At 51.1% G+C, this 25,566-nt stretch carries 22 protein-coding genes and 2 tRNA genes; 21 read left to right on the top strand and 3 right to left on the bottom strand.

The features are described 5' to 3' along the window. Positions 1-1,434, bottom strand: a complete 1,434-nt coding sequence (dacB, locus tag GW591_RS21305; protein ID WP_013573811.1) for a serine-type D-Ala-D-Ala carboxypeptidase — start codon at positions 1,432-1,434, stop codon at positions 1-3. Positions 1,435-1,715: 281 nt separating this feature from the next. On the opposite strand from dacB, the gene greA reads away from it, so the two are divergent. Beyond that, on the top strand, positions 1,716-2,192 hold the full coding sequence (gene greA / locus GW591_RS21300) for a transcription elongation factor GreA (RefSeq protein WP_013573812.1): 477 nt from the start codon (positions 1,716-1,718) through the stop codon (positions 2,190-2,192). A 180-nt stretch (positions 2,193-2,372) separates the two neighbouring features. Here greA and yhbY read toward each other — a convergent pair whose 3' ends face one another. After that, the gene (yhbY, locus tag GW591_RS21295) at positions 2,373-2,669 is read right to left on the bottom strand and encodes a ribosome assembly RNA-binding protein YhbY (protein ID WP_013573813.1); all 297 of its coding nucleotides are present in this window, start codon (positions 2,667-2,669) and stop codon (positions 2,373-2,375) included. 182 nt (positions 2,670-2,851) lie between these two features. Here yhbY and rlmE point away from each other — a divergent pair, with 182 nt between their 5' ends. The 17 genes from rlmE to GW591_RS21210 all read left to right on the top strand — a co-directional run bounded on the left by rlmE (position 2,852) and on the right by GW591_RS21210 (position 20,932). After that, entirely contained in the window at positions 2,852-3,481 is a 630-nt protein-coding gene (gene rlmE / locus GW591_RS21290) for a 23S rRNA (uridine(2552)-2'-O)-methyltransferase RlmE (protein ID WP_013573814.1), read from the top strand. A 56-nt stretch (positions 3,482-3,537) separates the two neighbouring features. Further along, a complete protein-coding gene (gene ftsH, locus GW591_RS21285; RefSeq protein WP_037034239.1) occupies positions 3,538-5,481 on the top strand; it encodes an ATP-dependent zinc metalloprotease FtsH in 1,944 nt (647 codons plus the stop codon). Between the two features lie 124 nt (positions 5,482-5,605). Beyond that, positions 5,606-6,445 (top strand): dihydropteroate synthase, encoded by an 840-nt coding sequence (gene folP, locus GW591_RS21280; protein ID WP_166861344.1) that lies wholly within the window; start codon positions 5,606-5,608, stop codon positions 6,443-6,445. A 2-nt stretch (positions 6,446-6,447) separates the two neighbouring features. Next, a complete protein-coding gene (glmM, locus tag GW591_RS21275) occupies positions 6,448-7,788 on the top strand; it encodes a phosphoglucosamine mutase (protein ID WP_037034237.1) in 1,341 nt (446 codons plus the stop codon). 235 nt (positions 7,789-8,023) lie between these two features. Further along, positions 8,024-8,359, top strand: a complete 336-nt coding sequence (gene secG, locus GW591_RS21270) for a preprotein translocase subunit SecG (RefSeq protein ID WP_013573818.1) — start codon at positions 8,024-8,026, stop codon at positions 8,357-8,359. Positions 8,360-8,443: 84 nt separating this feature from the next. Beyond that, positions 8,444-8,530, top strand: a tRNA-Leu gene (locus GW591_RS21265). 59 nt (positions 8,531-8,589) lie between these two features. Beyond that, positions 8,590-8,666, top strand: a tRNA-Met gene (locus GW591_RS21260). A gap of 216 nt (positions 8,667-8,882) precedes the next feature. Then, on the top strand, positions 8,883-9,335 hold the full coding sequence (gene rimP / locus GW591_RS21255; RefSeq protein WP_014411570.1) for a ribosome maturation factor RimP: 453 nt from the start codon (positions 8,883-8,885) through the stop codon (positions 9,333-9,335). A 23-nt stretch (positions 9,336-9,358) separates the two neighbouring features. Further along, positions 9,359-10,867: a transcription termination factor NusA gene (gene nusA / locus GW591_RS21250; protein WP_013573819.1), complete on the top strand. Its 1,509-nt coding sequence runs from the start codon at positions 9,359-9,361 to the stop codon at positions 10,865-10,867. Positions 10,868-10,891: 24 nt separating this feature from the next. Further along, on the top strand, positions 10,892-13,585 hold the full coding sequence (infB, locus tag GW591_RS21245; RefSeq protein WP_013573820.1) for a translation initiation factor IF-2: 2,694 nt from the start codon (positions 10,892-10,894) through the stop codon (positions 13,583-13,585). A 79-nt stretch (positions 13,586-13,664) separates the two neighbouring features. After that, entirely contained in the window at positions 13,665-14,078 is a 414-nt protein-coding gene (gene rbfA, locus GW591_RS21240) for a 30S ribosome-binding factor RbfA (RefSeq protein WP_014333704.1), read from the top strand. Next, positions 14,078-15,022: a tRNA pseudouridine(55) synthase TruB gene (gene truB, locus GW591_RS21235; protein WP_013573822.1), complete on the top strand. Its 945-nt coding sequence runs from the start codon at positions 14,078-14,080 to the stop codon at positions 15,020-15,022. The genes rbfA and truB overlap by 1 nt, the downstream gene beginning before the upstream one ends. A 122-nt stretch (positions 15,023-15,144) precedes the next feature. Next, complete coding sequence (gene rpsO, locus GW591_RS21230) at positions 15,145-15,414, top strand: 30S ribosomal protein S15 (protein ID WP_013573823.1); 270 nt, start codon at positions 15,145-15,147, stop codon at positions 15,412-15,414. Between the two features lie 273 nt (positions 15,415-15,687). Continuing rightward, the gene (pnp, locus tag GW591_RS21225) at positions 15,688-17,811 is read left to right on the top strand and encodes a polyribonucleotide nucleotidyltransferase (protein WP_013573824.1); all 2,124 of its coding nucleotides are present in this window, start codon (positions 15,688-15,690) and stop codon (positions 17,809-17,811) included. Positions 17,812-17,940: 129 nt separating this feature from the next. Continuing rightward, on the top strand, positions 17,941-18,825 hold the full coding sequence (gene nlpI / locus GW591_RS21220; RefSeq protein WP_166861342.1) for a lipoprotein NlpI: 885 nt from the start codon (positions 17,941-17,943) through the stop codon (positions 18,823-18,825). Positions 18,826-18,939: 114 nt separating this feature from the next. Continuing rightward, the gene (gene yrbN / locus GW591_RS24255) at positions 18,940-19,020 is read left to right on the top strand and encodes a protein YrbN (RefSeq protein WP_096335046.1); all 81 of its coding nucleotides are present in this window, start codon (positions 18,940-18,942) and stop codon (positions 19,018-19,020) included. Further along, positions 19,010-20,932 carry a DEAD/DEAH family ATP-dependent RNA helicase gene (locus GW591_RS21210; RefSeq protein ID WP_013573826.1) on the top strand — a complete coding sequence of 641 codons (1,923 nt, stop codon included), beginning with the start codon at positions 19,010-19,012 and terminating at the stop codon, positions 20,930-20,932. Before yrbN ends, GW591_RS21210 begins: the two co-directional genes overlap by 11 nt. An 86-nt stretch (positions 20,933-21,018) precedes the next feature. On the opposite strand, the gene GW591_RS21205 is transcribed toward GW591_RS21210, so the two are convergent. Next, the gene (locus GW591_RS21205; protein ID WP_121020150.1) at positions 21,019-22,044 is read right to left on the bottom strand and encodes a luciferase-like monooxygenase; all 1,026 of its coding nucleotides are present in this window, start codon (positions 22,042-22,044) and stop codon (positions 21,019-21,021) included. A 217-nt stretch (positions 22,045-22,261) separates the two neighbouring features. Between GW591_RS21205 and GW591_RS21200 the strand changes: the two genes are divergently transcribed. The 3 genes from GW591_RS21200 to GW591_RS21190 are packed head-to-tail and all read left to right on the top strand — an operon-like array spanning position 22,262 to position 25,565. Then, positions 22,262-23,236, top strand: coding sequence for an HlyD family secretion protein (locus GW591_RS21200; RefSeq protein ID WP_013573828.1), 975 nt, complete (start codon positions 22,262-22,264; stop codon positions 23,234-23,236). Continuing rightward, a complete protein-coding gene (locus tag GW591_RS21195) occupies positions 23,233-24,405 on the top strand; it encodes an ABC transporter permease (RefSeq protein ID WP_166861340.1) in 1,173 nt (390 codons plus the stop codon). The genes GW591_RS21200 and GW591_RS21195 overlap by 4 nt, the downstream gene beginning before the upstream one ends. After that, the gene (locus GW591_RS21190) at positions 24,402-25,565 is read left to right on the top strand and encodes an ABC transporter permease (protein WP_013573830.1); all 1,164 of its coding nucleotides are present in this window, start codon (positions 24,402-24,404) and stop codon (positions 25,563-25,565) included. Before GW591_RS21195 ends, GW591_RS21190 begins: the two co-directional genes overlap by 4 nt. Position 25,566: the final 1 nt, after the last annotated feature.

Genomic DNA, 25,566 nt, shown 5'->3' with positions numbered 1-25,566 from the left:
TTAATTATTTTGGTAGATATCCCTGTAGAGACGGCTTTCAAAGCGCACCAGCGGTGCACGCCGTGTACGTTGATCTTCAGGGGGAACAGCATAGCCTGAAAGGAACTGCACAAAGGCCATACGCTGTCCGCTGGCTGTGGTGATGAAACCTGCCAGATTATATACGCCAGACAGTGAACCGGTTTTTGCCGATACTTTGCCGTCGACACCCGCTTCATGCAGACCACCGCGGTACTGTAAGGTTCCGTCATGGCCAGCTAAAGGCAACATCGAAATAAAATCTAATTCTTTGTCGTGCTGGGCGATATATTGCAGCACCTGCATCATTGTGGCCGGTGACAATAAATCATGGCGTGAAAGCCCGGAACCATCAACCTGAATCGAGTTACCCAAATCCACGCCTGCTTTCTGACGCAAAATCTGACGAACCGCGTCTGAGCCCGCCCGCCATGTTCCCGGCACACCAAAACGCTGATGACCAATCGTACGGAAGACCGTATCAGCGATCATGTTGTCTGATTTCTTAAGCATCTGATGCAGCAAATCATGCAGGGGCACTGATTGCGTTTGTGCCAGAACCGTACCTGCTGGTGTCGGCTGGGTTTGACGTTTCAGGGTGCCGTCAATCTGGATATCTGCCTGCAACAGCTCATCTTTAAGAATCGCACCGGCATAACTGGCACCATCCTGAATAGCAAAAGCCAGTGGCAGAGGCTCGCTGCGTTGAGTCAGACAACCAGTGAGTGTATATCGGTTGAATTCACCCGGGACGACATCCAGTTCGCAATACTGCGCATCCGGAGAGCCTTTTGCCAGCGTGCGGACTTCACTGAACATATGCACTGGATAATAAGAGGCTACGCGAATAAACGCGTTCTCGTCAGGTTTAGGCGCGCTATAGAGAGATACCGAGAAACAGTTTCTGTCGACAATTGCGGCGGCTGGGGGAGCGCTGAAGCATTGGGTGATATCGTTCCATGGCCATCCGGGAGCTTTGTCATGACTTGCAAACACGGAAGTGTTAATGACCACATCGCCAGTGATTTCTTTGACGCCCTGTTTTTTCAAAACAGCGACCATATTCCGAATATTCTGGCGTTTCAGGGTCGGGTCACCAGAAAACCGAGCGACCAGATCTCCCTTGAGAACTCCGTCAGAAACAGAACCCGATGTTTCGAGTGTAGTGGTGAAACGGAAATCAGGCCCCAACTGCAACAGCGCAGCCAGCGCCGTCAGAATCTTCATAGTACTGGCAGGCAGCGCCATCTGGGTACCGTGATAATCGATCACAGGCGCAGGGGCGCCAATTTTCTGTACCAGCACCGCCAGATTCGTGCCATCAGGCAGATATTCTGTGTAATTTTCGATCTGAGCCGCATTTGTATTCAGAACAAACGCGCATGCTAATCCACTGACAATTCGTAAAAAACGCATTATTTTGAGTAAAGGCTCTGAGTAACGGCAGGATAATGTGGTGCCATACTACGATGCTACGAACCAAGGCGCAACGTGGCTGAAAGTAAACGATGATCCTCAAGGAACTCTACGTTAAAATACGAATCAAAATGCGAAATGATTCCTGGCCTGGTGGCAACGCCGGGTGAGGTTTTTTTTGTTTTTCGCCAGAGAGTCGGTCAGAAGAACTGGCTTAATTTCTTACCTGATTCAATCAGGACGGTGTTTACCGAAAGGACCAAGTTAGAGGTAATAAATATATGAAACCGATTCCGATGACGTTACGTGGCGCAGAAAGATTACGTGAAGAACTGGACCATCTGAAGAGCGTCCGTCGCCCGAAAATCATTTCTGATATCGCGACCGCACGTGAGCATGGTGATTTGAAAGAGAATGCTGAATACCATGCTGCGCGTGAACAGCAGGGTTTTTGTGAAGGCCGTATCCAGGAAATCGAAGCTAAGCTTTCGAATGCTCAGGTTATTGATGTGACCAAAATGCCCGCAACCGGCCGTGTCATTTTTGGTGCGACAGTGACTGTGATGAACCTGGACACTGAAGAAGAACAAAAATACCGCATCGTGGGTGATGACGAAGCAGATTTTAAGCAAAATCTGATTTCTGTGAATTCCCCGATTGCCCGCGGTTTGATTGGCAAAGAGCAGGATGATGTTGTTGTCATCAAAACGCCTGGCGGCGATGTTGAGTTTGAAGTATTGAAGGTCGAATACCTCTAAAATCTGCATTAAAAAGGGCGAAACGTGATGTTTCGCCCGATAATTCTCACATTCATGCAGTGAATTGCTTCACAGTAAATTGAAAACTAAAGTAAAAAGGCCTGCTCAGACCTTCCCCTGAACGTGATTTCGTGGCACCTTTCCGAAAATCTACAGCGCTTTTCGTTAAACCTTAATGGATTAACGCGGTAAGATAATTTTGCGGTCTTCGGTGGAAGGGCGATAAAGTACCAGCATATTGCCGATGACTTGCACATTACACGCCTTGGTTTCACGCACAATCGCGTCTACGATCAAAGACTTCGTTTCGCGTTCTTCTGCCGCGACTTTAACCTTGATCAGTTCGTGATGTTGCAGCGCCTGTTCGATTTCGGCGAGCACACCCTCAGTCAGCCCGTTGTTGCCCAGCATAACAACCGGTTTCAGGGGATGCGCGAGGCCTTTCAGGTACTGTTTTTGTTTATTGTTAAGATTCATCGTCTTTTTTGCTTAAGTTGGGATTGAAAACGGGTCATTCTACCGCCATCTCATGTATATCACCAACCCGGACTGCTTCGGGGAGGGAATAATACTGACTTAGCCATAGACGTCATGATGCTAACAGCTTGTTCCAAAAGCTCTAACTCAGGGTGGTTGGAAAACTATATGGTTACTAAATAATGTCTAATAAAAAGCGTTCTGCAAGTTCCAGTCGCTGGTTGCAGGAACACTTTAGCGATAAATATGTGCTACAGGCACAGAAAAAAGGGCTGCGTTCCCGTGCCTGGTTTAAACTTGATGAAATACAGCAAGGCGATAAGCTGTTTAAACCGGGTATGACGGTGGTTGATTTAGGAGCAGCTCCTGGTGGTTGGTCACAGTATGTGGCGACGCAGATCGGTAACAAAGGGCGAATTATTGCTCTTGACCTTTTACCTATGGATCCTATTGTTGGAGTCGACTTCCTTCAAGGGGATTTTCGTGATGAATTAGTTCTCAAAGCGCTGCTTGAACGCGTGGGAGAAAGTAAGGTTCAGGTGGTCATGTCCGATATGGCCCCTAATATGAGCGGTACTCCGGCAGTCGATATTCCAAAATCGATGTATCTGGTTGAATTAGCATTGGATATGTGTCGGGATGTATTAGCACCAGGCGGAAGTTTCCTGGTGAAGGTGTTTCAGGGAGATGGCTTTGATGAATACCTGCGGGAAATTCGCTCCCTGTTTACGAAGGTGAAGATTCGTAAGCCAGACGCTTCCCGAGCACGTTCGCGAGAAGTGTACATCGTAGCGACAGGGCGGAAACTGTAGTTCCCTAACGCTGTTTGTTAACACAGTTGTAATATGAGGTTAATCCCTTGAGTGACATGGCGAAGAACCTGATCCTCTGGTTAGTCATCGCGGTTGTATTGATGTCTGTATTTCAGAGTTTTGGTCCCAGCGAATCTAATGGTAACAAGGTAGATTACACTACCTTTACAACCGAAGTGGCCCAAGACCAGGTCCGTGAAGTACGTATCAATGGACGTGCGATTGACGTTATCAAAAAAGACAGCAGCAAATACACAACCTATATTCCGGTTAATGATCCTAAATTGCTGGATACGCTGCTGAGCAAAAACGTGAAAGTTGTTGGTGAACCGCCTGAACAGCAGAGTTTCCTGGCGACTATCTTCATTTCATGGTTCCCGATGCTGCTTCTGATTGGCGTCTGGATATTCTTTATGCGACAGATGCAGGGTGGCGGTGGCAAAGGCGCAATGTCCTTTGGTAAAAGCAAAGCCCGCATGCTGACGGAAGACCAAATCAAAACTACGTTTGCTGACGTTGCAGGTTGTGACGAAGCGAAGGAAGAGGTGAGCGAGCTGGTTGATTACCTGCGTGAACCAAGCCGTTTCCAGAAACTGGGCGGTAAAATTCCTAAAGGCGTTCTGATGGTGGGTCCTCCGGGTACGGGTAAGACCTTGCTGGCTAAAGCCATTGCCGGTGAAGCCAAAGTCCCGTTCTTTACGATTTCGGGTTCTGACTTCGTTGAAATGTTCGTCGGTGTGGGTGCATCACGTGTCCGTGATATGTTCGAACAGGCGAAGAAAGCGGCTCCATGTATCATCTTCATCGATGAAATTGATGCCGTTGGCCGTCAGCGTGGTGCAGGTTTAGGCGGTGGTCATGATGAACGTGAGCAAACCCTGAACCAGATGCTGGTTGAGATGGATGGTTTCGAAGGTAACGAAGGTATTATCGTTATTGCCGCGACCAACCGTCCGGATGTTCTGGACCCTGCGTTGCTGCGTCCGGGCCGTTTTGACCGTCAGGTTGTTGTCGGCTTGCCAGATGTCCGTGGCCGTGAACAGATCCTGAAAGTTCACATGCGTCGTGTTCCGCTGGCGACAGATGTTGATGCTTCTGTGATTGCCCGTGGTACACCAGGATTCTCTGGTGCTGACCTGGCTAACCTGGTCAACGAAGCTGCACTGTTCTCTGCTCGTGGTAACAAACGTGTGGTGTCGATGGTCGAGTTCGAAAAAGCCAAAGACAAAATCATGATGGGTGCTGAGCGCCGTTCCATGGTAATGACCGAATCGCAGAAAGAGTCCACTGCATATCACGAAGCGGGACACGCCATCATTGGCCGCCTGGTTCCTGAACACGACCCTGTGCACAAAGTGACCATTATTCCTCGTGGCCGTGCATTAGGTGTGACCTTCTTCCTGCCCGAAGGTGATGCGATCAGCGCCAGCCGTCAGAAACTCGAAAGTCAGATTTCTACCTTATATGGTGGCCGTCTTGCTGAAGAGATTATTTACGGTGTGGAAAAAGTGTCTACCGGTGCGTCTAACGATATCAAAGTAGCCACGTCGATTGCCCGTAACATGGTTACGCAGTGGGGCTTCTCAGATAAATTAGGTCCGTTGCTGTATGCGGAAGAAGAAGGTGAAGTCTTCCTCGGTCGTTCAGTCGCGAAAGCTAAGCATATGTCTGATGAAACCGCCCGTATCATCGATCAGGAAGTTAAGTCTCTGGTTGAACGTAACTACGTTCGTGCGCGTACTCTGCTGATGGAAAACATGGATATCCTTCATTCAATGAAAGATGCCCTGATGAAGTATGAAACCATCGATGCACCGCAAATTGATGACCTGATGAACCGTACTGAAGTTCGCCCGCCAGCTGGCTGGGACGATGCTAACGGCAAAAACGGTAACAGCAACTCCAATGACGGCGGTACGCCAAAAGCGCCAACGCCTGTCGACGAACCTCGTACGCCGAATCCTGGCAACACGATGTTTGAGCAATTCAGCGGCAAGTAAGAGGCTGATTGGAAAATAATGCTGATGACACTCAACCCCGGGCTTGCCCGGGGTTTTTTATGCGTGCATTCTTTGCCTCGGAATTTGAAAAGCCTTTATTGATTGATCAGAAGGGACGTGATTTATGCACCTCACTGCCAGAGAGTCCAGATTGGACCTCACTTTCCCCCAGGTTATGGGGATCCTGAACGTTACCGCCGACTCATTTTCCGATGGCGGGCGACATAACACGCTTGATCTTGCTCTCAGACATGCTCAGGCAATGGTTGATGCAGGCGCGACAATTCTCGACATCGGTGGTGAATCGACCCGCCCTGGTGCAGCAGAAGTCAGCGAAGATGAGGAACTGGCCCGTGTGGTGCCGGTAGTCGAAGCCATTGCGCGGCGTTTTGATGTCTGGATCTCCGTGGATACCTCAAAAGCCGCCGTGATCCGTGAAGCGGCAAATGCGGGCATACATCTGATCAACGATATCCGTTCACTTCAGGAGCCCGGTGCGCTACAGGCTGCGGCCGAAACGGGTTTACCTGTTTGTCTGATGCACATGCAGGGTGACCCCAAAACGATGCAGCATGCCCCGCATTACGACAATGTCGTTGCGCAGGTGGATCAGTATTTTTTTGAGCAAATTGCCCGTTGTGTTAACGCCGGCATTGCGAAAGAAAAATTGTTGCTCGATCCGGGCTTCGGTTTTGGTAAAAATTTGGAGCATAACTATCAGTTGCTCGCACGGTTGGCTGATTTTCATCACTTTGGCATGCCATTGTTAGTGGGGATGTCGAGGAAATCCATGGTGGGGCAACTTCTGCATGTTTCTCCTGAGAAACGGGTTACCGGAAGTGTTGCTTGTGCTGTGATCGCTGCCATGCAAGGTGCTAAGATCGTGCGTGTACATGATGTAAAAGAAACCGTTGAAGCGATGCGTATCGTGGAAGCGACACTTTCTGCAAGGGATAAAAACTAATTATGAGCAACCGTAAATACTTTGGGACAGATGGCATCCGCGGAAAAGTGGGCGATACCCCGATTACCCCTGATTTTGTTCTGAAACTAGGCTGGGCGGCTGGCAAAGTATTAGCACGCCACGGTTCGCGTAAAGTGATCATCGGGAAAGATACCCGCATTTCGGGTTATATGCTGGAATCAGCGTTAGAGGCAGGGCTTGCTGCTGCAGGTTTATCGGCTTCTTTCACCGGCCCGATGCCAACGCCTGCCGTGGCTTACCTGACACGTACTTTCCGTGCAGAAGCGGGCATCGTTATTTCAGCCTCGCACAATCCTTACTACGATAACGGTATTAAGTTTTTCACAATCGACGGGACTAAATTACCTGACGAAGTGGAAGAGGCGATTGAAGCTGAGCTTGAAAAACCACTGACATGTGTTGAATCTGCCGAACTGGGTAAAGCCAGCCGCATCGTGGATGCCGCCGGTCGTTACATCGAATTCTGTAAAGGCACATTCCCGACAGAACTGAGTCTGAACAGTCTGAAAATTGTGGTCGACTGTGCCAACGGCGCTACTTATCACATTGCACCTAGCGTTTTGCGCGAATTGGGGGCAAAAGTCATCGCTATCGGCTGTGAGCCGGATGGGATGAACATCAACGAAGAATGCGGCGCAACGGATGTCCGTCAGTTGCAGCAGCGTGTTCTGGCTGAAAAAGCAGATGTCGGGCTGGCTTTTGACGGCGATGGTGACCGCCTGATCATGGTTGATCATGAAGGTAATAAAGTTGATGGCGACCAAATCCTCTACATCATTGCGCGTGAAGGGCTTCGTCAGGGCCAGTTGAAAGGCGGTGCCGTCGGCACGTTGATGAGCAATATGGGCCTCGAGCTGGCCTTAAAGCAACTGGGCATTCCCTTTACCCGTGCGAAAGTAGGTGATCGCTACGTACTGGAAAAAATGCAGGAAAAAGGTTGGCGGATCGGGGCTGAGAACTCAGGCCATATCATTTTGCTGGATAAAACTACTACCGGTGATGGCATTGTGGCAGGTTTGCAAGTGCTTACCGCGATGGTGCGCAATCATATGAGCTTGCATGACCTGTGCAGCGGCATGAAATTGCTTCCGCAGATCCTGATCAACGTCCGTTTTGCTGGTGAACATGATCCGCTGGAATCCGATGAGGTTAAGCAGGTCACGGCTGAAGTTGAAAAGCAGTTAGCGGGCCGCGGTCGGGTGCTGTTGCGTAAATCAGGTACCGAACCTCTGCTGCGCGTAATGGTCGAAGGGGAAGATGCCGAGCTGGTGGAAAAACTGGCCAACCGTATTGCGGATGCCGTCAAAGCGGTCAAAGCGTAAGCCGATAAAAAACGGTAAATTTTCGGTGAGTTTCTCGCTGCCGGACCTCCTGGCAGCATGTTTTATCCCGATTTGCCGTTTTTTTCCGCAAACGAACAGTTTGATGAAAATTGCCCTTGCACGGTAATACGGCTTTGGTTAGTATTCACACCCGCTTCAGTGGGTCCTTTGATGACCTGCTAAATGGTGAGAAGCAATTGGCATGCGGTGAACCCGCGAGGATACAGGTACTACTATGTACGACGCTCTTCTGGTGATTTTCCTTATCGTAGCAATTGGGCTTATCGCTCTGGTTATGCTGCAACAAGGTAAAGGCGCTGATATGGGAGCCTCTTTCGGGGCAGGTGCTTCTGGCACATTGTTCGGTTCGAGTGGTTCCGGTAACTTCATGACCCGCATGACCGGCGTTTTGGCAGCATTGTTCTTTATCATTAGTTTGATTCTCGGGAACATGAGCACCAATAAAGGCCAAAAAGGAAGTGAGTGGGAAAACCTGAGTCAGCCAGCTAAAACTGAGCAGACGACTGCACCGGCAGCTCCAGCAGCGCCTAACAGTGACGTTCCTCACTAAGCAGTAAACTTCTTATCAAAGAAGCTAAGTTTTCAAACAGTGGCTTATGCTTGGACAGTATAAGCGATTGTGAAAAAAAAGAGTGCCGAGGTGGTGGAATTGGTAGACACGCTACCTTGAGGTGGTAGTGCCCGAATGGGCTTACGGGTTCAAGTCCCGTCCTCGGTACCAATCTTTATGATAATTTGCTTTTTAGCGGTTATCGGCGTAGTATTTGCCACGTTTTCGGACGCGGGGTGGAGCAGCCTGGTAGCTCGTCGGGCTCATAACCCGAAGGTCGTCGGTTCAAATCCGGCCCCCGCAACCACTTTCCCTAAGTGTTTATTTCAAATAGACTTTCAGTATCTTCCTGTGATGTTCTGCAGCTTCAATTTGAAAACAACACTTCGCGAAAGTTGTACCGAAGCCGCTATGCGGCGAATAGGGTCCAGTTGCATAAAGCCCCGATTTATCGGGGTTTTTTGTTATTTGGCAACAGAATCACTGGGCTATTTAGCCCTTTTTTTATGTCTTGGGGGTGGGCTTGTCCACATTAGAACAAAAATTAACAGAGCTGATTACAGCACCAGTCGAGGCACTTGGCTTTGAGCTGGTGGGCATCGAGTTCGTTCGGGCTCGCCAATCGACGTTGCGCATCTATATTGATAGTGACGCCGGGATCAATGTTGATGATTGTGCTGATGTCAGCCACCAGGTGAGCGCTGTGCTGGACGTTGAAGATCCAGTCACTGTCGCCTACAACCTGGAAGTTTCCTCTCCAGGCCTTGATCGTCCTATGTTCACCGCTGAACATTATCAACGTTTTCTTGGCGATGAAGTCAGTGTTGTTTTGCGCATGGCAGTGCAAAACCGCCGCAAATGGCAAGGCATCATTAAAGCTGTCGAAGGCGAGATGATCACGGTGACAGTGGAAGGGAAAGATGAAGTGTTCGCACTGAGCAACATCCAGAAAGCGAACCTGGTACCCCACTTTTAAAGAGTTTGGAAGAGGCAACTAGGATGAACAAAGAGATTCTGGCTGTTGTAGAAGCAGTTTCTAATGAAAAATCCCTCCCGCGCGAGAAGATTTTTGAAGCGCTGGAAATTGCATTATCAACGGCGACCAAGAAAAAATACGAGCAGGAAATCGAAGTCCGCGTCAGCATTGACCGCAAAACAGGCGACTTCGATACTTTCCGTCGCTGGGTAGCAGTCAACGAAGTGACTCAGCCGACCCGTGAAATCACCCTCGAAGCTGCACAATACGAAGATCCGTCAATCGACCTCGGCGGATATATTGAAGATCAAATTGAGTCGGTCACTTTCGACCGCATCACTACGCAGACTGCTAAACAAGTTATCGTACAGAAGGTACGTGAAGCAGAACGCGCGATGGTGGTTGATCAGTTCCGTGAGCAGCAAGGTGAAATTGTTACTGGCGTCGTTAAGAAAGTTAACCGTGACAGTATTGCGCTGGATTTAGGCAGCAACGCTGAAGCTGTTATCCTGCGAGAAGACATGCTTCCTCGTGAAAACTTCCGCTCCGGCGACCGTATTCGTGGGGTGCTGTATGATGTTCGCCCTGAAGCACGTGGTGCTCAGCTGTTCGTCAGCCGTTCACGAAACGAGATGCTGATTGAACTGTTCCGCATCGAAGTGCCGGAAATTGGCGAAGAACTGATCGAAATTAAAGCGGCAGCTCGTGATCCGGGTTCCCGTGCAAAAATCGCTGTAAAAACTAACGACAAACGTATCGACCCGGTCGGTGCTTGTGTCGGCATGCGTGGTGCACGCGTTCAGGCCGTTTCCAGTGAACTGGGCGGTGAACGCATTGATATCATCCTTTGGGATGACAATCCTGCGCAATTTGTTATCAACGCAATGGCACCGGCAGACGTCGCTTCCATCGTAGTTGATGAAGATAAATGCACCATGGATATCGCCGTTGAAGCCAGCAATCTGGCACAGGCGATTGGCCGCAATGGCCAGAACGTGCGTTTGGCCTCCCAATTGTTGAAACAGCATCGTGGTGATGACAAGTGGGAACTGAACGTGATGACAGCAGACGACCTGCAAGCCAAACATCAGGCTGAGGCACACGCTGCGATTGATACCTTTACCAAATATCTGGCCATCGATGAAGATTTCGCCACGGTTCTGGTTGAAGAAGGTTTCTCTACGCTTGAAGAACTGGCTTACGTGCCAGTTAACGAACTACTTGAAATCGACGGCCTGGATGAAGACACCGTGGATGCGCTGCGCGAACGTGCGAAAGAAGCGCTGACCACACTGGCTTTAGCTCAGGAAGAAAGTCTCGGTGACAAAAAGCCTGCTGACGATCTGCTTAATCTGGCGGGTCTGGAACGTAGCATGGCATTTAAACTGGCTGCACAAGGGGTTTGTACGCTGGAAGATCTTGCCGAGCAGGGTGTCGACGATCTGGCTGATATTGAAGGTCTTACTGACGAGCAGGCTGGTGAACTTATCATGGCCGCGCGCAATATCTGCTGGTTTGGCGACAACGCGTAATAAACTGTAGCAGGAAGGAACAGCATGACAGATGTAACTGTAAAATCGCTGGCGGCAGAGATTCAGACTCCGGTAGATCGCCTGGTACAGCAATTTGCTGATGCAGGGATCTCGAAGTCCGAAGCTGACTCTGTGACCCAGCAAGAAAAAGAAACTTTATTGTCGCATCTGAATGGTGGAAATTCAGGTGCGTCAAACAAACTGACGTTACAACGCAAAACGCGTAGTACACTGAATATTCCGAGCACCGGCGGGAAGAGTAAATCGGTGCAAATCGAGGTCCGCAAGAAACGCACTTATGTTAAACGTGATATGACCGAGGCAGAACTTGCCCAGGCCGAAGCGGAAGAGCAGGCGAAGCGTGACGCGGAAGAACAGGCACAGCGTGCAGCAGCGGAGCAAGCCCAGCGCGAAGCTCAGGAAAAAGCCAAACGCGCCGCCGAAGAGCAAGCTAAACGTGAGGCCGCTGATAAAGCTAAGCGTGATGCAGCGGAAAAAGATAAAGTGACCAACCAAAATACCGATGAAGTAACTAAACCAGCTCAGGCAGAGAAAGCACGCCGTGAAGCTGAAGCCGCAGAGCTGAAACGCAAAACGGAAGAAGAAGCCCAGCGTAAGATTGAAGAAAACGCCAAGCGCATCGCAGAAGAGGCCCGTAAAATGGCTGACTCTGGTGTCTGGACTGAAGCTACTGCACCAAGCGAATCAGAATCTGCTGACTATCATGTCACCACTTCTACCCATGCTCGTGCTGCTGAAGACGAAAATGACGCCAAAGTTGAAGGCGAACGTCGCAGCCGTACTCGCGGTGGCAAAGCGACCAAACAGAAAAAAGGCAACAAGCTGTCCGAATCTAAAGCGGATCGCGAAGAAGCCCGTGCTGTTGGCCGTAACGGTAAAGGTAAGCGTAAGCCAAGTACCTTACAGCAGAGCTTTAACAAGCCTGTTGTTGCCGTGAACCGTGATGTTGTAGTGGGTGAAACCATTACTGTTGCTGAGCTGGCAAACAAAATGGCAGTTAAAGGTTCTCAGGTCATCAAAACCATGATGAAACTGGGCGCCATGGCCACCATCAACCAGGTCATTGATCAGGAAACTGCTCAACTGGTTGCAGAAGAAATGGGTCATAAAGTTATCCTGCGTCGTGAGAACGAGCTGGAAGAAGCGCTGATGAGCGATCGTGACACAGGCGCTTCTGCAGCCGCTGAGCCACGCGCTCCGGTTGTGACCATCATGGGCCACGTTGACCACGGTAAAACCTCATTGCTTGACTACATTCGTTCAACGAAAGTGGCAGCAGGCGAGGCCGGTGGTATTACCCAGCATATCGGTGCTTACCACGTAGAAACCGAAAACGGCATGATCACCTTCCTGGATACTCCGGGACACGCCGCGTTTACCTCAATGCGTGCTCGTGGTGCTCAGGCAACGGATATCGTTGTACTGGTTGTTTCTGCAGATGATGGCGTGATGCCACAAACCATCGAAGCCGTACAGCATGCGAAAGCTGCTGGCGTGCCAATCGTGGTTGCAGTGAACAAAATTGATAAGCCAGATGCTGATCCGGACCGTGTTCGTACCGAACTGTCTCAATACGGCGTTATGCCGGAAGAGTGGGGCGGTGAATCTCAGTTCATCCACGTTTCTGCGAAAGTCGGTACCGGTATTGACGATTTGCTGCAAGCTATCTTGCTGCAAGCCGAAGTTCTGGAACTGAAAGCAGTTCGCACCGGTATGGCAAGCGGCGTTGTGATCGAGTCCTTCCTGGACAAAGGTCGTGGCCCGGTTGCAACCGTTCTGGTTCAGGAAGGTACTCTGAACAAAGGCGACATCATTCTGTGTGGCTTCGAATACGGCCGTGTCCGTGCGATGCGTGACGAAATGGGGCGTGACATTACGTCTGCGGGTCCTTCTATCCCTGTCGAAGTACTGGGTCTGTCCAGTGTACCGGCTGCGGGGGATGAAGTTACCGTTGTACGTGATGAGAAAAAAGCCCGTGAAGTTGCTCTGTATCGTCAGGGTAAATTCCGCGAAGTTAAACTGGCTCGCCAGCAGAAATCTAAACTGGAAAACATGTTTGCGAACATGACTGAAGGTGAAGTTTCTGAACTGAACATCGTTCTGAAGTCAGACGTTCAGGGTTCATGTGAAGCGATTTCTGATGCATTGCAAAGCCTTTCTACTGACGAAGTTAAAGTTAAGATCGTCGGTATGGGTGTCGGTGGTATCACTGAAACTGATGCGACACTGGCCGCTGCTTCTAACGCGATCATTCTGGGCTTCAACGTCCGTGCAGATGCTTCTGCCCGTCGCGTCGTAGAAAGCGAAAGCCTGGATCTGCGTTACTACTCTGTCATCTATAACCTGATTGACGAAGTCAAACAGGCGATGAGCGGTATGTTGGCGCCAGAATACAAACAGCAAATCATCGGCCTGGCTGAAGTTCGTGACGTGTTCAAGTCACCTAAATTCGGTGCTATCGCAGGTTGTATGGTGACTGAAGGTATGATCAAGCGTAACAACCCAATCCGTGTACTGCGTGAAAACGTGGTGATCTACGAAGGCGAACTGGAATCCCTGCGTCGCTTCAAAGATGACGTTGCTGAAGTGCGTAACGGCATGGAATGTGGTATTGGCGTTAAGAACTACAACGATGTGCGTACTGGTGATGTGATCGAAGTCTTCGAAATCATCGAGATCAAACGTACTATCGCTTAACGTTTGCGAAGTAGCTGATATCCAGATGGGGGGCCTTGCGCCCCCTTATTTGTCTGGAGCAAGTGAGGAGAAAAGCATCATGGCAAAAGAATTTAGCCGTACTCAACGTGTCTCCCAAGAGATGCAAAAAGAAATCGCCATCATCTTACAGCGTGAAGTCAAAGACCCACGCGTAGGCATGGCGACAGTTTCAGGCGTAGAAGTATCACGCGACCTGGCGTATGCCAAAGTGTTCGTCACCTTCCTGGACGTGCTGACGACTGACAATCACGATCCTGATCGTGTCAAAAATGGCATCAAAGCTTTGCAGGACGCGTCAGGTTTCATCCGTACCCTGATCGGTAAAGCGATGCGTTTACGTGTCGTACCAGAACTGACTTTCGCTTACGACAACTCTTTGGTTGAAGGTATGCGTATGTCCAATCTGGTGACCAATGTCGTGAAGAACGATGCTGAACGCCGTTCAGCTGCAGGCGATGACGAGGAAGCATAATGAGTCGCCCACGTCGCCGCGGCCGTGACATACACGGCGTTCTGCTACTGGACAAATCTTTAGGCTTGTCTTCTAACGATGCCCTGCAAAAGGTTAAACGCCTTTATAACGCTAACCGCGCAGGCCATACCGGTGCGCTCGATCCCTTAGCAACCGGTATGTTGCCGCTGTGCCTGGGTGAAGCGACCAAGTTTTCCCGGTTCCTGCTTGATTCTGACAAACGCTATCGCGTGATTGCCCGCATGGGACAACGTACGGATACGTCAGACGCCGAAGGTGCCATCATTTCCGAACGTGAAATGACTTTCACTCAGCAGCAACTGGACGACGCACTCGACAGTTTCCGCGGAGAAACTCAGCAAATTCCTTCCATGTATTCAGCATTAAAATATGAAGGGAAAAAACTGTACGAATATGCACGTCAGGGCATCGAAGTCCCGCGAGAATCACGCAGCATTACCGTGTATGAATTGCAGTTTATACGCTGGGAAGGCTTTGATGTTGAGCTGGAGATTCATTGCTCAAAAGGCACTTACATCCGCACGATTGTCGATGATCTTGGTGAGAAACTGGGCTGTGGTGCGCACGTGACTTATCTGCGTCGTTTGCAGGTGGCAACTTATCCTTCAGAGCGAATGGTCACTATGGAAAAACTCCATGAGCTGATCGCTCAGGCAGAAGAGCAGGGCATTGAGCCGCGCTTGCTGCTGGATCCTTTGTTGTTGCCGATGGATAGCGCATGTGAAGATTTCCCGGAAGTGAATCTGTTGCCTGTGGTGGCCGGATATGTCAAACAGGGTCAACCTGTTCAGGCATCTGGTGCGCCTGTCAGCGGTATGGTTCGCATCACTGAAGGCGAAGAACGTAAGTTTATCGGTGTAGGAGAAATTGATGATGATGGCCGCATTGCGCCACGTCGTCTGGTCGTTGAATACACCGACTAAGCGCTTTCTGCCCACCTTGCGATCATATATAGCAAAGGGTAGAATAGCGCAGCTTATGCATTGGGTTGCTGAATTAGAGATCGGCACCCGTTTAATTATCTATAATATTTTGGAGTAAGATTATGTCTCTAAGCGTTGAAGCTAAGGCTCAGATCGTTTCCGACTTCGGTCGCGGCACTAACGACAGTGGTTCTACCGAAGTTCAGGTTGCTCTGCTGACTGCTCAAATTAACCATCTGCAAGGTCACTTTGCAGAACACAAAAAAGATCACCACAGCCGTCGTGGTCTGCTGCGTATGGTTTCTCAGCGTCGTAAACTGCTGGACTACCTGAAGCGTAAAGATGTAGCGCGTTACACCGGCCTGATCGAACGTCTGGGTCTGCGTCGCTAATCAAGCGAGTTTCAGTGTAAAGGGGCCAATAGGCCCCTTTATTCTAGGAAGCTCAGCCAAATCAGGGTACTGTATGGCTGCGGTTTCTACTGTTATTCTAAGAACATGAACTTCCGTTACAGATGTTTTCGCGCGGCTAATGAGAGACTTTATTGCCACTTTGTCAGGCATATAAGGATTGTCATTAGTCGCGAGAATGTAGTGAGAAGCTCGGATATTTATCGGCGTGAACTGCTGTCATAACAGCTGCGCGCCACAAAAAAGGATATTACATTGCTTAATCCGACTATTCGTAAATTCCAATACGGCCAGCACACCGTTACGCTGGAAACTGGCATGATGGCTCGTCAGGCAACTGCCGCTGTTATGGTTAGCATGGACGACACCGCGGTATTCGTTACCGTTGTTGGCCAGAAAAAAGCTAAACCAGGTCAGAGCTTCTTCCCGCTGACTGTTAACTATCAGGAGCGTACTTACGCTGCTGGTCGTATCCCAGGTAGCTTCTTCCGTCGCGAAGGCCGTCCAAGTGAAGGCGAAACACTGACTTCACGTCTGATTGACCGCCCGATTCGCCCGCTGTTCCCGGACTCTTTCCTGAATGAAGTTCAGGTTATCGCGACGGTCGTTTCTCTGAACCCACAAGTTAACCCTGACATCGTTGCGATGATCGGTGCGTCTGCTGCCCTGAGCCTGTCTGGTATTCCATTCAATGGCCCGATCGGTGCTGCACGCGTGGGTTACATCAACGACCAGTATGTTCTGAACCCAACCGCAGATGAGCTGAAAACAAGCCGTCTGGACCTGGTTGTTGCCGGTACTCAGGGCGCGGTTCTGATGGTTGAGTCTGAAGCTGAAGTGTTGAGCGAAGATCAGATGCTGGGCGCAGTGGTATTCGGCCACGAACAACAACAAATCGTTATCGACAACATCAACTCACTGGTTGCTGAAGTTGGTAAGCCAAAATGGGACTGGCAGCCAGAAGCGGTTAACGCAGAGCTGCACGCTCGCGTCGCTGCCTTGTCTGAATCCCGTCTGGGTGATGCGTACCTGATCACCGAGAAACAAGAACGTTACAACCAGATTAATGTGATCAAAGCTGACGTTGTTCAGGCTCTGCAAGCTGAAGACGAATCCCTGGACGCTGGTGAAATCTCTGACATTCTGGGCAGCATCGAGAAGAATGTGGTTCGTAGCCGTGTGTTGCGTGGCGAGCCGCGTATTGATGGTCGCGAAAAAGACATGATCCGTGGTCTGGACGTGCGCACTGGCGTTCTGCCACGTACTCACGGTTCTGCTTTGTTCACCCGTGGCGAAACTCAGGCGCTGGTCACTGCCACTCTGGGTACTGCGCGTGATGCACAGAACCTGGATGAGCTGATGGGCGAAAAAACTGACAGCTTCCTGTTCCATTACAACTTCCCTCCGTACTCAGTAGGTGAAACCGGGATGGTGGGTTCGCCAAAACGTCGTGAGATTGGCCATGGCCGTCTTGCTAAGCGTGGCGTGCTGGCGATGATGCCAAAACCAGAAGACTTCCCGTACACCGTACGTGTGGTTTCTGAAATCACTGAATCCAACGGTTCATCTTCAATGGCTTCTGTTTGTGGCGCATCTCTGGCCCTGATGGACGCAGGTGTTCCGATTAAAGCCGCTGTTGCGGGTATCGCAATGGGTCTGGTTAAAGAAGGCGAAAGCTTTATCGTTCTGTCCGACATTCTGGGTGACGAAGATCATCTGGGCGACATGGACTTTAAAGTGGCCGGTAGCCGCGACGGTATCACCGCGCTGCAAATGGACATTAAAATCGAAGGTATCACCCGCGAAATCATGCAGGTGGCTCTGAATCAGGCTAAGGGTGCACGTCTGCACATTCTGGGCGTGATGGAACAAGCTATCAGCATTCCACGTGGCGATATCTCTCAGTTTGCTCCGCGTATCCACACCATCAAGATCAGCCCGGACAAAATCAAGGACGTGATCGGTAAAGGTGGTTCTGTGATTCGTGCGCTGACCGAAGAAACCGGCACCACGATCGAAATCGAAGATGACGGTACTGTGAAAATCGCAGCCACCGATGGCGAGAAAGCGAAATACGCTATTCGTCGTATCGAAGAGATCACTGCTGAAATCGAAGTTGGCCGTATCTATCAGGGTAAAGTGACCCGTATCGTAGACTTTGGCGCATTTGTTGCCATCGGCGGCGGTAAAGAAGGTCTGGTGCATATTTCTCAAATCGCTGACAAGCGTGTAGAGAAAGTGACTGATTACCTGCAGATGGGCCAGGAAGTTCCGGTTAAAGTTCTCGAAGTTGACCGTCAGGGTCGTGTGCGTCTGAGCATCAAAGAAGCTACCGCACCTTCTCAGGACGAAACAACTGAGCAACCTGCAGCAGAATAATCTGTAACAGAAGTTTTACAGCTCCTTTCCATTTGGGAAGGAGCTGTTCGTCTCACGGACGCAGGACGCGTTTGTGTTAAGCAAGCGGATGACAGGATGTTCATCCAATGTTTGTCTCCGGGAGTAGAAATGAAGCCTTTCTTGCGCTGGTGTTATGTTGCGACAGCACTTATGTTGGCAGGATGCAGCAACCATGATTGGCGTAAAAATGAAGTTCTGGCGATTCCGTTGCAGCCGACGTTGCAGCAGGAAGTCATCCTGGCACGCATGGAACAAATACTTGCCAGTCGGTCATTAACCGATGATGAGAGAGCACAGCTATTATATGAGCGCGGTGTGCTGTATGATAGTCTCGGGCTAAGAGCACTGGCGCGAAATGATTTTTCACAAGCGCTGTCTATTCGTCCTGATATGCCAGAAGTTTTTAACTACCTGGGGATTTACCTAACGCAGGCAGGCAATTTCGATGCTGCCTATGAAGCGTTTGATTCTGTACTAGAGCTTGATCCAACTTACAACTACGCGCGTTTGAACCGAGGTATCGCCCTGTATTACGGTGGCCGATTCTCGTTAGCGCAGGATGATCTGCAGGCGTTTTATCGAGACGATCCAAATGATCCCTTCCGTTCGTTATGGCTTTATCTTGCGGAGCGAGAAATCAATCCAAAGAATGCCGACGTAGCGCTTCAACAGCGTTATGACAAAGCGAACAGAGGGCAATGGGGATGGAATATCGTCGAATTCTACCTGGGCAAAATCAGCGAATCTACGCTGATGGAACGCCTCAAGGCAGAAGCAACGGATAACACTTCGCTCGCTGAGCATCTCAGTGAAACTGACTTCTATTTAGGTAAACATTACCTAAGTCTGGGGGACAAGAACAGCGCCGCGGCACTGTTCAAACTGACGGTAGCTAACAACGTCCATAACTTTGTTGAGCACCGCTATGCATTGTTGGAATTGGCGCTTTTGGGCCATGAGCAAGACGACCTATCAGAATCGGACCAGCAATAGCTGACGACACCAATCAGCCTTTTAATCATGGTATTTACCATTTTTAAGCGCCTTAACGGGCGAGGGCTGCTTTGTTCGTTTTATAATCTAATTTGAGCCGGTTCACACTTTTCAATGAAAATGACTGAAAATTTTCTCGACGAGTTATGTAGACTGGCTGCCATTATTAATGAGGCACGTGTACATGACTACTGAGCTTGAAACCTCTTTTGCTGACCTGGGGCTGTCTGCTCCGATCATTTCTGCCCTTACTGATTTGGGCTACGAAAAACCTTCACCAATCCAGGCTGAGTGTATTCCTCACCTGTTAAGTGGCCGCGACGTTCTGGGTATGGCTCAGACAGGTTCCGGTAAAACAGCCGCATTCTCTTTACCGCTGCTGCACAATATTGATGCTTCACTGAAAGCACCACAAATTCTTGTTCTGGCACCTACCCGCGAACTGGCGGTTCAGGTTGCTGAAGCAATGACTGATTTCTCTAAACACATGCATGGCGTGAATGTGGTTGCCCTTTATGGCGGCCAGCGCTATGACGTCCAGTTGCGCGCACTGCGTCAGGGACCACAAGTTGTTGTGGGTACACCGGGCCGCCTGCTGGACCACCTGAAACGCGGCACCCTGAACCTCTCTAACCTGAGTGGCCTGGTGCTGGACGAAGCTGATGAAATGCTGCGTATGGGCTTCATCGAAGACGTCGAAACTATCATGGCGCAGATCCCGGCTGAACATCAGACCGCGTTGTTCTCTGCAACTATGCCAGAAGCTATCCGTCGCATTACCCGTCGCTTCATGAAAGATCCTCAGGAAGTGCGTATCCAGTCAAGCGTGACCACGCGTCCTGACATCAGCCAGAGCTACTGGTCTGTCTACGGTCTGCGCAAAAACGAAGCGCTGGTGCGTTTCCTGGAAGCAGAAGATTTTGATGCGGCGATCATCTTCGTTCGTACCAAAAACGCAACGCTGGAAGTGGCTGAAGCGCTGGAACGCAGTGGCTACAGCAGTGCTGCACTGAACGGTGACATGAACCAGGCACTGCGCGAGCAGACTCTGGAACGTCTGAAAGATGGCCGTCTGGACATTTTGATCGCAACCGACGTGGCAGCACGTGGTCTCGATGTAGAACGTATCAGCCTGGTTGTTAACTACGACATCCCGATGGACTCAGAATCTTACGTTCACCGTATCGGTCGTACCGGTCGTGCTGGCCGTGCGGGTCGCGCACTGCTGTTCGTTGAGAACCGTGAACGTCGTTTGCTGCGTAACATTGAACGCACCATGAAGCTGACCATTCCAGAAGTTGAAATCCCAACTGCAGAAGTTCTGGGCGAACGTCGTCTGGCTAAGTTTGCAGCGAAAGTTCAGCAACAACTGGAAAGCAGCGATCTGGATCAATACCGTGCGCTGCTGGCGAAACTGCAACCTGCAGAAGAGCTGGACGTTGAAACACTGGCGGCGGCACTGTTGAAAATGGCACAGGGCGAACGTCCTTTGATCGTTGCAGCGGATCCGGTCTTCAAAAGCCGTCCACCACGTCGTGAATTCGAAGAACGTGGTGACCGCGGTGATCGTGGCGATCGTCGTGACCGTCCGGTACGTAGCAATGATCGTCCTGCACGTGATGGCGACAGCCCACGTCGTGAGCGTCGTGACGCTGGCGAAATGGAACTGTATCGCATCGAAGTGGGTCGTGACGATGGCGTTGAAGTTCGTCACATCGTTGGCGCTATCGCTAACGAAGGCGACATCAGCAGCCGTTACATCGGTAACATCAAGCTGTTCGGTACGCACTCTACTATCGAATTGCCGAAAGGTATGCCGGGCGAGATCCTGTCTCACTTCACCCGTACACGTATCCTGAATAAACCGATGAACATGCAGTTGATCGGTGATGCGGTGCCACAGGCTCCACGTCGTGATCGTCCGGCCGGTGCTGGCGGTGAGCGTCGTGGTAACGGTGCTCCGCGTCCGTTCAACGGTGAACGTCGTGAAGGTGCCCGTGGTACTGGTGCTCCACGTACTTTCAGTGGTGACCGCCGTGAAGGCGCTTCAGCCGCAGGTGACCGTCGTCCGCCAAGCCGCGCACCACGTCGTACTTCTGACGCATAATCTGATTTCAGTTCGCTGATCCTCAGATAATAAAAAACCAGCCTTCATCAGGCTGGTTTTTTTTCGTCTGCAATTTACGGGGCCGGTTAGCCAATACGCTGCGCTTTAACCAGTTCACCTTGAAGCTGTGAAACAATCTCGAATGAATGCAGGCGTGCCTGATGATCAAAAATCTGGCCGTTGATCATCAGTTCATCGGCTTCGGTTTCACGCAGAATATTTTGCAGACCCTGACGCACCGTTTCTTTATTGCCGACCACCGACATACGTAGCGCATTATCCACGCCAAAACGTTCCTGAGCGGACCATAAGCTTTCGATGTTATCGACCGGCGCAGGCAGTTTGCCCGGCATGCCGCGACGCAAATTGATGAACTGCTGCTGATTAGAGGTGAACATCCGGCGCGCTTCTTCATCCGTATCGGCAGCAATGGCATTGATACAGACCATTGCGTGCGGTTTCTCAAGCTGCGCGGAAGGCTGGAACTTGCTGCGGTAAATCGCTAACGCCTGATACAGCATGTCTGGTGCGAAATGTGAGGCGAAGGCAAATGGCAGGCCGAGGGCCGCCGCCAGTTGAGCGCTGTACAGGCTGGAGCCGAGTAACCAGATCGGCACATGCAAACCCTGGCCGGGCACGGCCTGAACCGGCTGCTGAGGCTGAACATCACCGAAGTACATCTGCAATTCCTGCACATCCTGCGGGAAGTTATCGATTTCACCGGAAAGATGGCGGCGCAGGGCAATCATGGTGCGCTGATCGGTACCCGGCGCACGGCCCAGCCCCAGATCCACACGGTTCGGATAGAGCGTGGCGAGCGTACCGAACTGTTCTGCAATCACCAGCGGTGAGTGGTTTGGTAGCATCACGCCGCCGGAACCCACACGAATCGTTTTCGTTCCACCCGCGATATACCCCAGCAGCACAGAGGTTGCCGCACTGGCGATGCCGGTCATATTGTGGTGCTCTGCCATCCAGTAACGCTGGTAGCCCCATTTCTCGGCATGCTGTGCCAGTTCCAGTGAACACTGGAATGCGCGGGCAGGATCCGCGCCTTGCGGAACCGGTGCCAGATCGAGAACGGAAAGGGGAACGGTGTTTTTATCAGACATAATCGCAGCTCACTCTTAATGGAGGTGAGGGGAGAAAGTATTCACTCCGCTCATAATTAGAACGAGTATTACCCAATGCTGACGTATTGAATACGGCATTTGTGCTCTTAAATGCCGTTTAAACATCCTAAAATCAGATTGAAATAACTTAAACTATCATTTCAGTAAATATGTTGTTTTGTGTTAAAAACGGGCAAACAAAAAGGGTGTCGCACCGATGAGTAAACGAATTTTATTGACCCTCCTGCTGGTCGCCGTTGCGGTTTCTCTGGCGGTGCTGTTTCGGGCGCACAATCAGGATCTCTTGTTACAGGGCGAAGTTGACGCGCCGGAAGTGATTGTGGCGTCGAAAGCTAAGGGCCGCGTCATAGAACGCCATGTGGAACGCGGCGACGATGTCAAAGCCGGGCAGCTATTGATCACCCTCGACAGCCCCGAGCTGATGGCGCAGTTGCGCGCGGCCGAAGCGGCGCGCGATCAGGCAAAAGCCCAGCTTGATCTTTCCGTTAACGGCACCCGTGAAGAAAGTATCCGTAACCTGAAAGCCTCGCTGGCGCAGTCGCAGGCGGAATACATTAATGCACGTGATCTTTATAACCGTAATGCCCAAGTGGCGACCAAAGGCTTTATTTCTGCTTCTGATTTAGAAGATTCCCGCCGTGCCCGCGACAGTGCTTATCAGCAGGTATTAGTCGCCAAAGCTAATCTGGATGAAGGCGTCAACGGCGACCGCGTTGAGCAACGCGAAAGCTATGCCGCCCAGTTGCGTCAGGCGGAAGAAGATCTGCTGGAAGTGAAAGCGCAAACCGATGATTTGCAGGTTAAAGCACCGGTTGATGGTGAAGTCGGGCCAGTTCCCGTGGAAGTCGGCGAGCTGCAAAATGCCTCGAGTCCGTTACTGACGTTAGTTCGTCTGCCTGATGCGTATTTCGTGTTTAACCTGCGGGAAGATATTCTGGCGGGCGTGCGTAAAGGCGATAAAGTCCAGATGCGCGTTCCGGCGCTGAATAACCAGATGATCGAAGCTGAAGTGCGCTACATTGCACCGCTCGGCGATTATGCGACCAAACGTGCCACGCGTGCGACCGGCGACTTTGATTTAAAAACCTTTGAAGTGCGTCTGTACCCTGCGAAACCGGTGCCCGGATTACGACAGGGCATGAGCGCGTTGTGGCAATGGAAAGCTAAGTGAGACCGGTTAAAGCGCCGCGCAGTGAAAGGGTAAAAGCCGCATGGCGCTGTTTCAGTCGGGCTTTTACCCGCGAGACCCGGCACGCTTTCCGCAAGCCGGTGATTCACTGGTTGTGCTGGATTTTCCCTTTGCTGCTTTTCGGGCTCATCAGTAGCAACTTTTCGGAAGGCACTTTGCTGGATTTACCGGTTTCTGTGGTCGACAACGATCACAGCCCGCTGTCCAAAACGCTGATCCGTAAACTGGACGCCGGTTCCCATGCGCACGTGCAGGCTTTCGAAGGCGGCTTACCGGAAGCGGAATACCGTCTGCGTACCGCGCAGGATTACGCGCTTTTGTATATTCCCAACGACTTCGAAGCCGACGTGCTGGCTGGAAAACAGCCCAGCGCGGTGCTCTATTACAACGCTTTATTCTATGGTGCCGGACTGTACTCCACTCAGGATTTCAGCGGACTGATCACCGAACTTAACACCCGTTACCGTTCAATCATTGCGACAGAAATGGGCAAAACGCTGCCGTCGCTGGCAAGCGTCGATGTCTCTTATGGCAGCTTGTTTAACGCCAGCGGCAGCTACATCTATTACCAGCAATTTGCCGCGACCATTCACCTGCTGCAATTGTTTACAGTAACCTGCATGATCTACGTGATGGCGCGCAGTCAGGCCTTACTCAGCGCGCCTTCTTTCACTCTGGCATTGCTCGGTAAACTCGCACCGTATACGTTGTGTTTCACCACTTTGCTGATGGTGGAAATCGCTATGCTGGTCGGATTCTTTGACGCACGTGTCAGCGGTAATCCCTTATACATGCTGCTGATCGGTTTTTTCTATGTGATCGCCGCACAAAGTCTTGGATTGCTGCTTTTCACCTTCACCAAAACCACGATCACGGCTTACACCATGATGGGGATTTTCGTCAGTATCGCGCTGACATTCTCGGGAATGGCGGTACCGGTACTGTCGATGCCACTGCCCGCCCGTATTATCTCCGGCATCGAACCCCTGAGTTACGCACTGGCCGCCATGTTTGACGTTTTTCTGCGTGAAGTGTCGGTGCGCGGCATCCTGATGGTGTGCTGCATCCTGCTGATCTATCCGCTGCTGACCAGTTTGCTGGTACGTAAACGCCTGTATATGCGGATGAAACAACAGGAGCCAGGACAATGACCGGTCGCGAATGGGTTAAAACCTGGTGGAAAACCTTCGGTAAAGTGCTCACCGGTTTGCTCGATAAACCGATGTGGATGATGTTGCTGCTTTCACTGTGCGTGATGAGTCTGGTGTATGCCAACCGTACGGTGTGGGATTTGCCCGTCGCGGTGATCGACCAGGATCACAGCACCGCCAGTCGCATGCTGGCCCGTCAGCTTGATGCGGGATCGAAAATTGCCACTGTCGCTTATGACAATCTGGCGGAAGCGGAACACGATCTGGCGCTGCGAAAACTGTTCGCAGTGATCATCATGCCGGTCGATCTGGAGAAGAAGATCCTCGCCGGACAAAACATCGTGATCCCGGTGTACGGCGATGCGACTAACCGGCTGGCAAACGGGCAAATCCAGCAGGATGTGCTCGCGGCGTATCAGTCGATCCTCACGCAGTACAATACGGATTTGCTGCTCAGTAACGGTTTCAGTGAGCGTCAGGCCAGCGTGGTGCTTTCGCCGATCCTCGGCCAGTCGCTTGACGTGTTTAACCCCGGCATCAGTTTTGCCGCGATTATTTTCCCCGGCTTGCTGGTGATGTTATTGCAGCACTCGCTGCTGATCGCCAGCGTGCGTGTCAGTATTGTGCTCAATAGCGGGCCTGCCGGGAAACCTTCGATCCCGGCTTTTCTGGGGGGGATTTCGGCGCTGATCCCGGTCTGGCTGTTTCTGTCGATCGTATTGTTTGTGCTGTGGCCGTGGGTATTGGGTTACCGGCAAACGGCCACCATTCCTGAAATTTTGCTGCTGACCTTCCCGTTCCTGCTGGCGGTTCTGGGCTTAGGAAAACTGGTGACGGAATGCCTGCGCAGCGTGGAGCTGATTTACCTGACGCTGGCCTTCCTGACCACGCCGGTGTTCTATATTTCCGGTACCATCTGGCCGTTGCAGGCGATGCCAGCGTGGGTTCGGGCCATTTCTTCGATGCTCCCTTCAACGTGGGCGACTAAAGCGATTGCCGGTGTGAATCAGATGGGATTGCCGTTTAAGGATGTCGGCGGTGACATTATGATGCTGCTGATCCTCTGCGTGTTTTACACATTCATCGGCATTGCCGTGGGCATGCTGCGCGATGGTGTCCGGCTGCGCGCGATGTTCCGGCCGAAGCATCCCCGCGCATAAA

It is taken from the genome of Rahnella aceris, assembly GCF_011684115.1.
Lineage (GTDB): Bacteria > Pseudomonadota > Gammaproteobacteria > Enterobacterales > Enterobacteriaceae > Rahnella > Rahnella aceris.
This window is presented reverse-complemented; position numbering and strand designations above follow the sequence as displayed.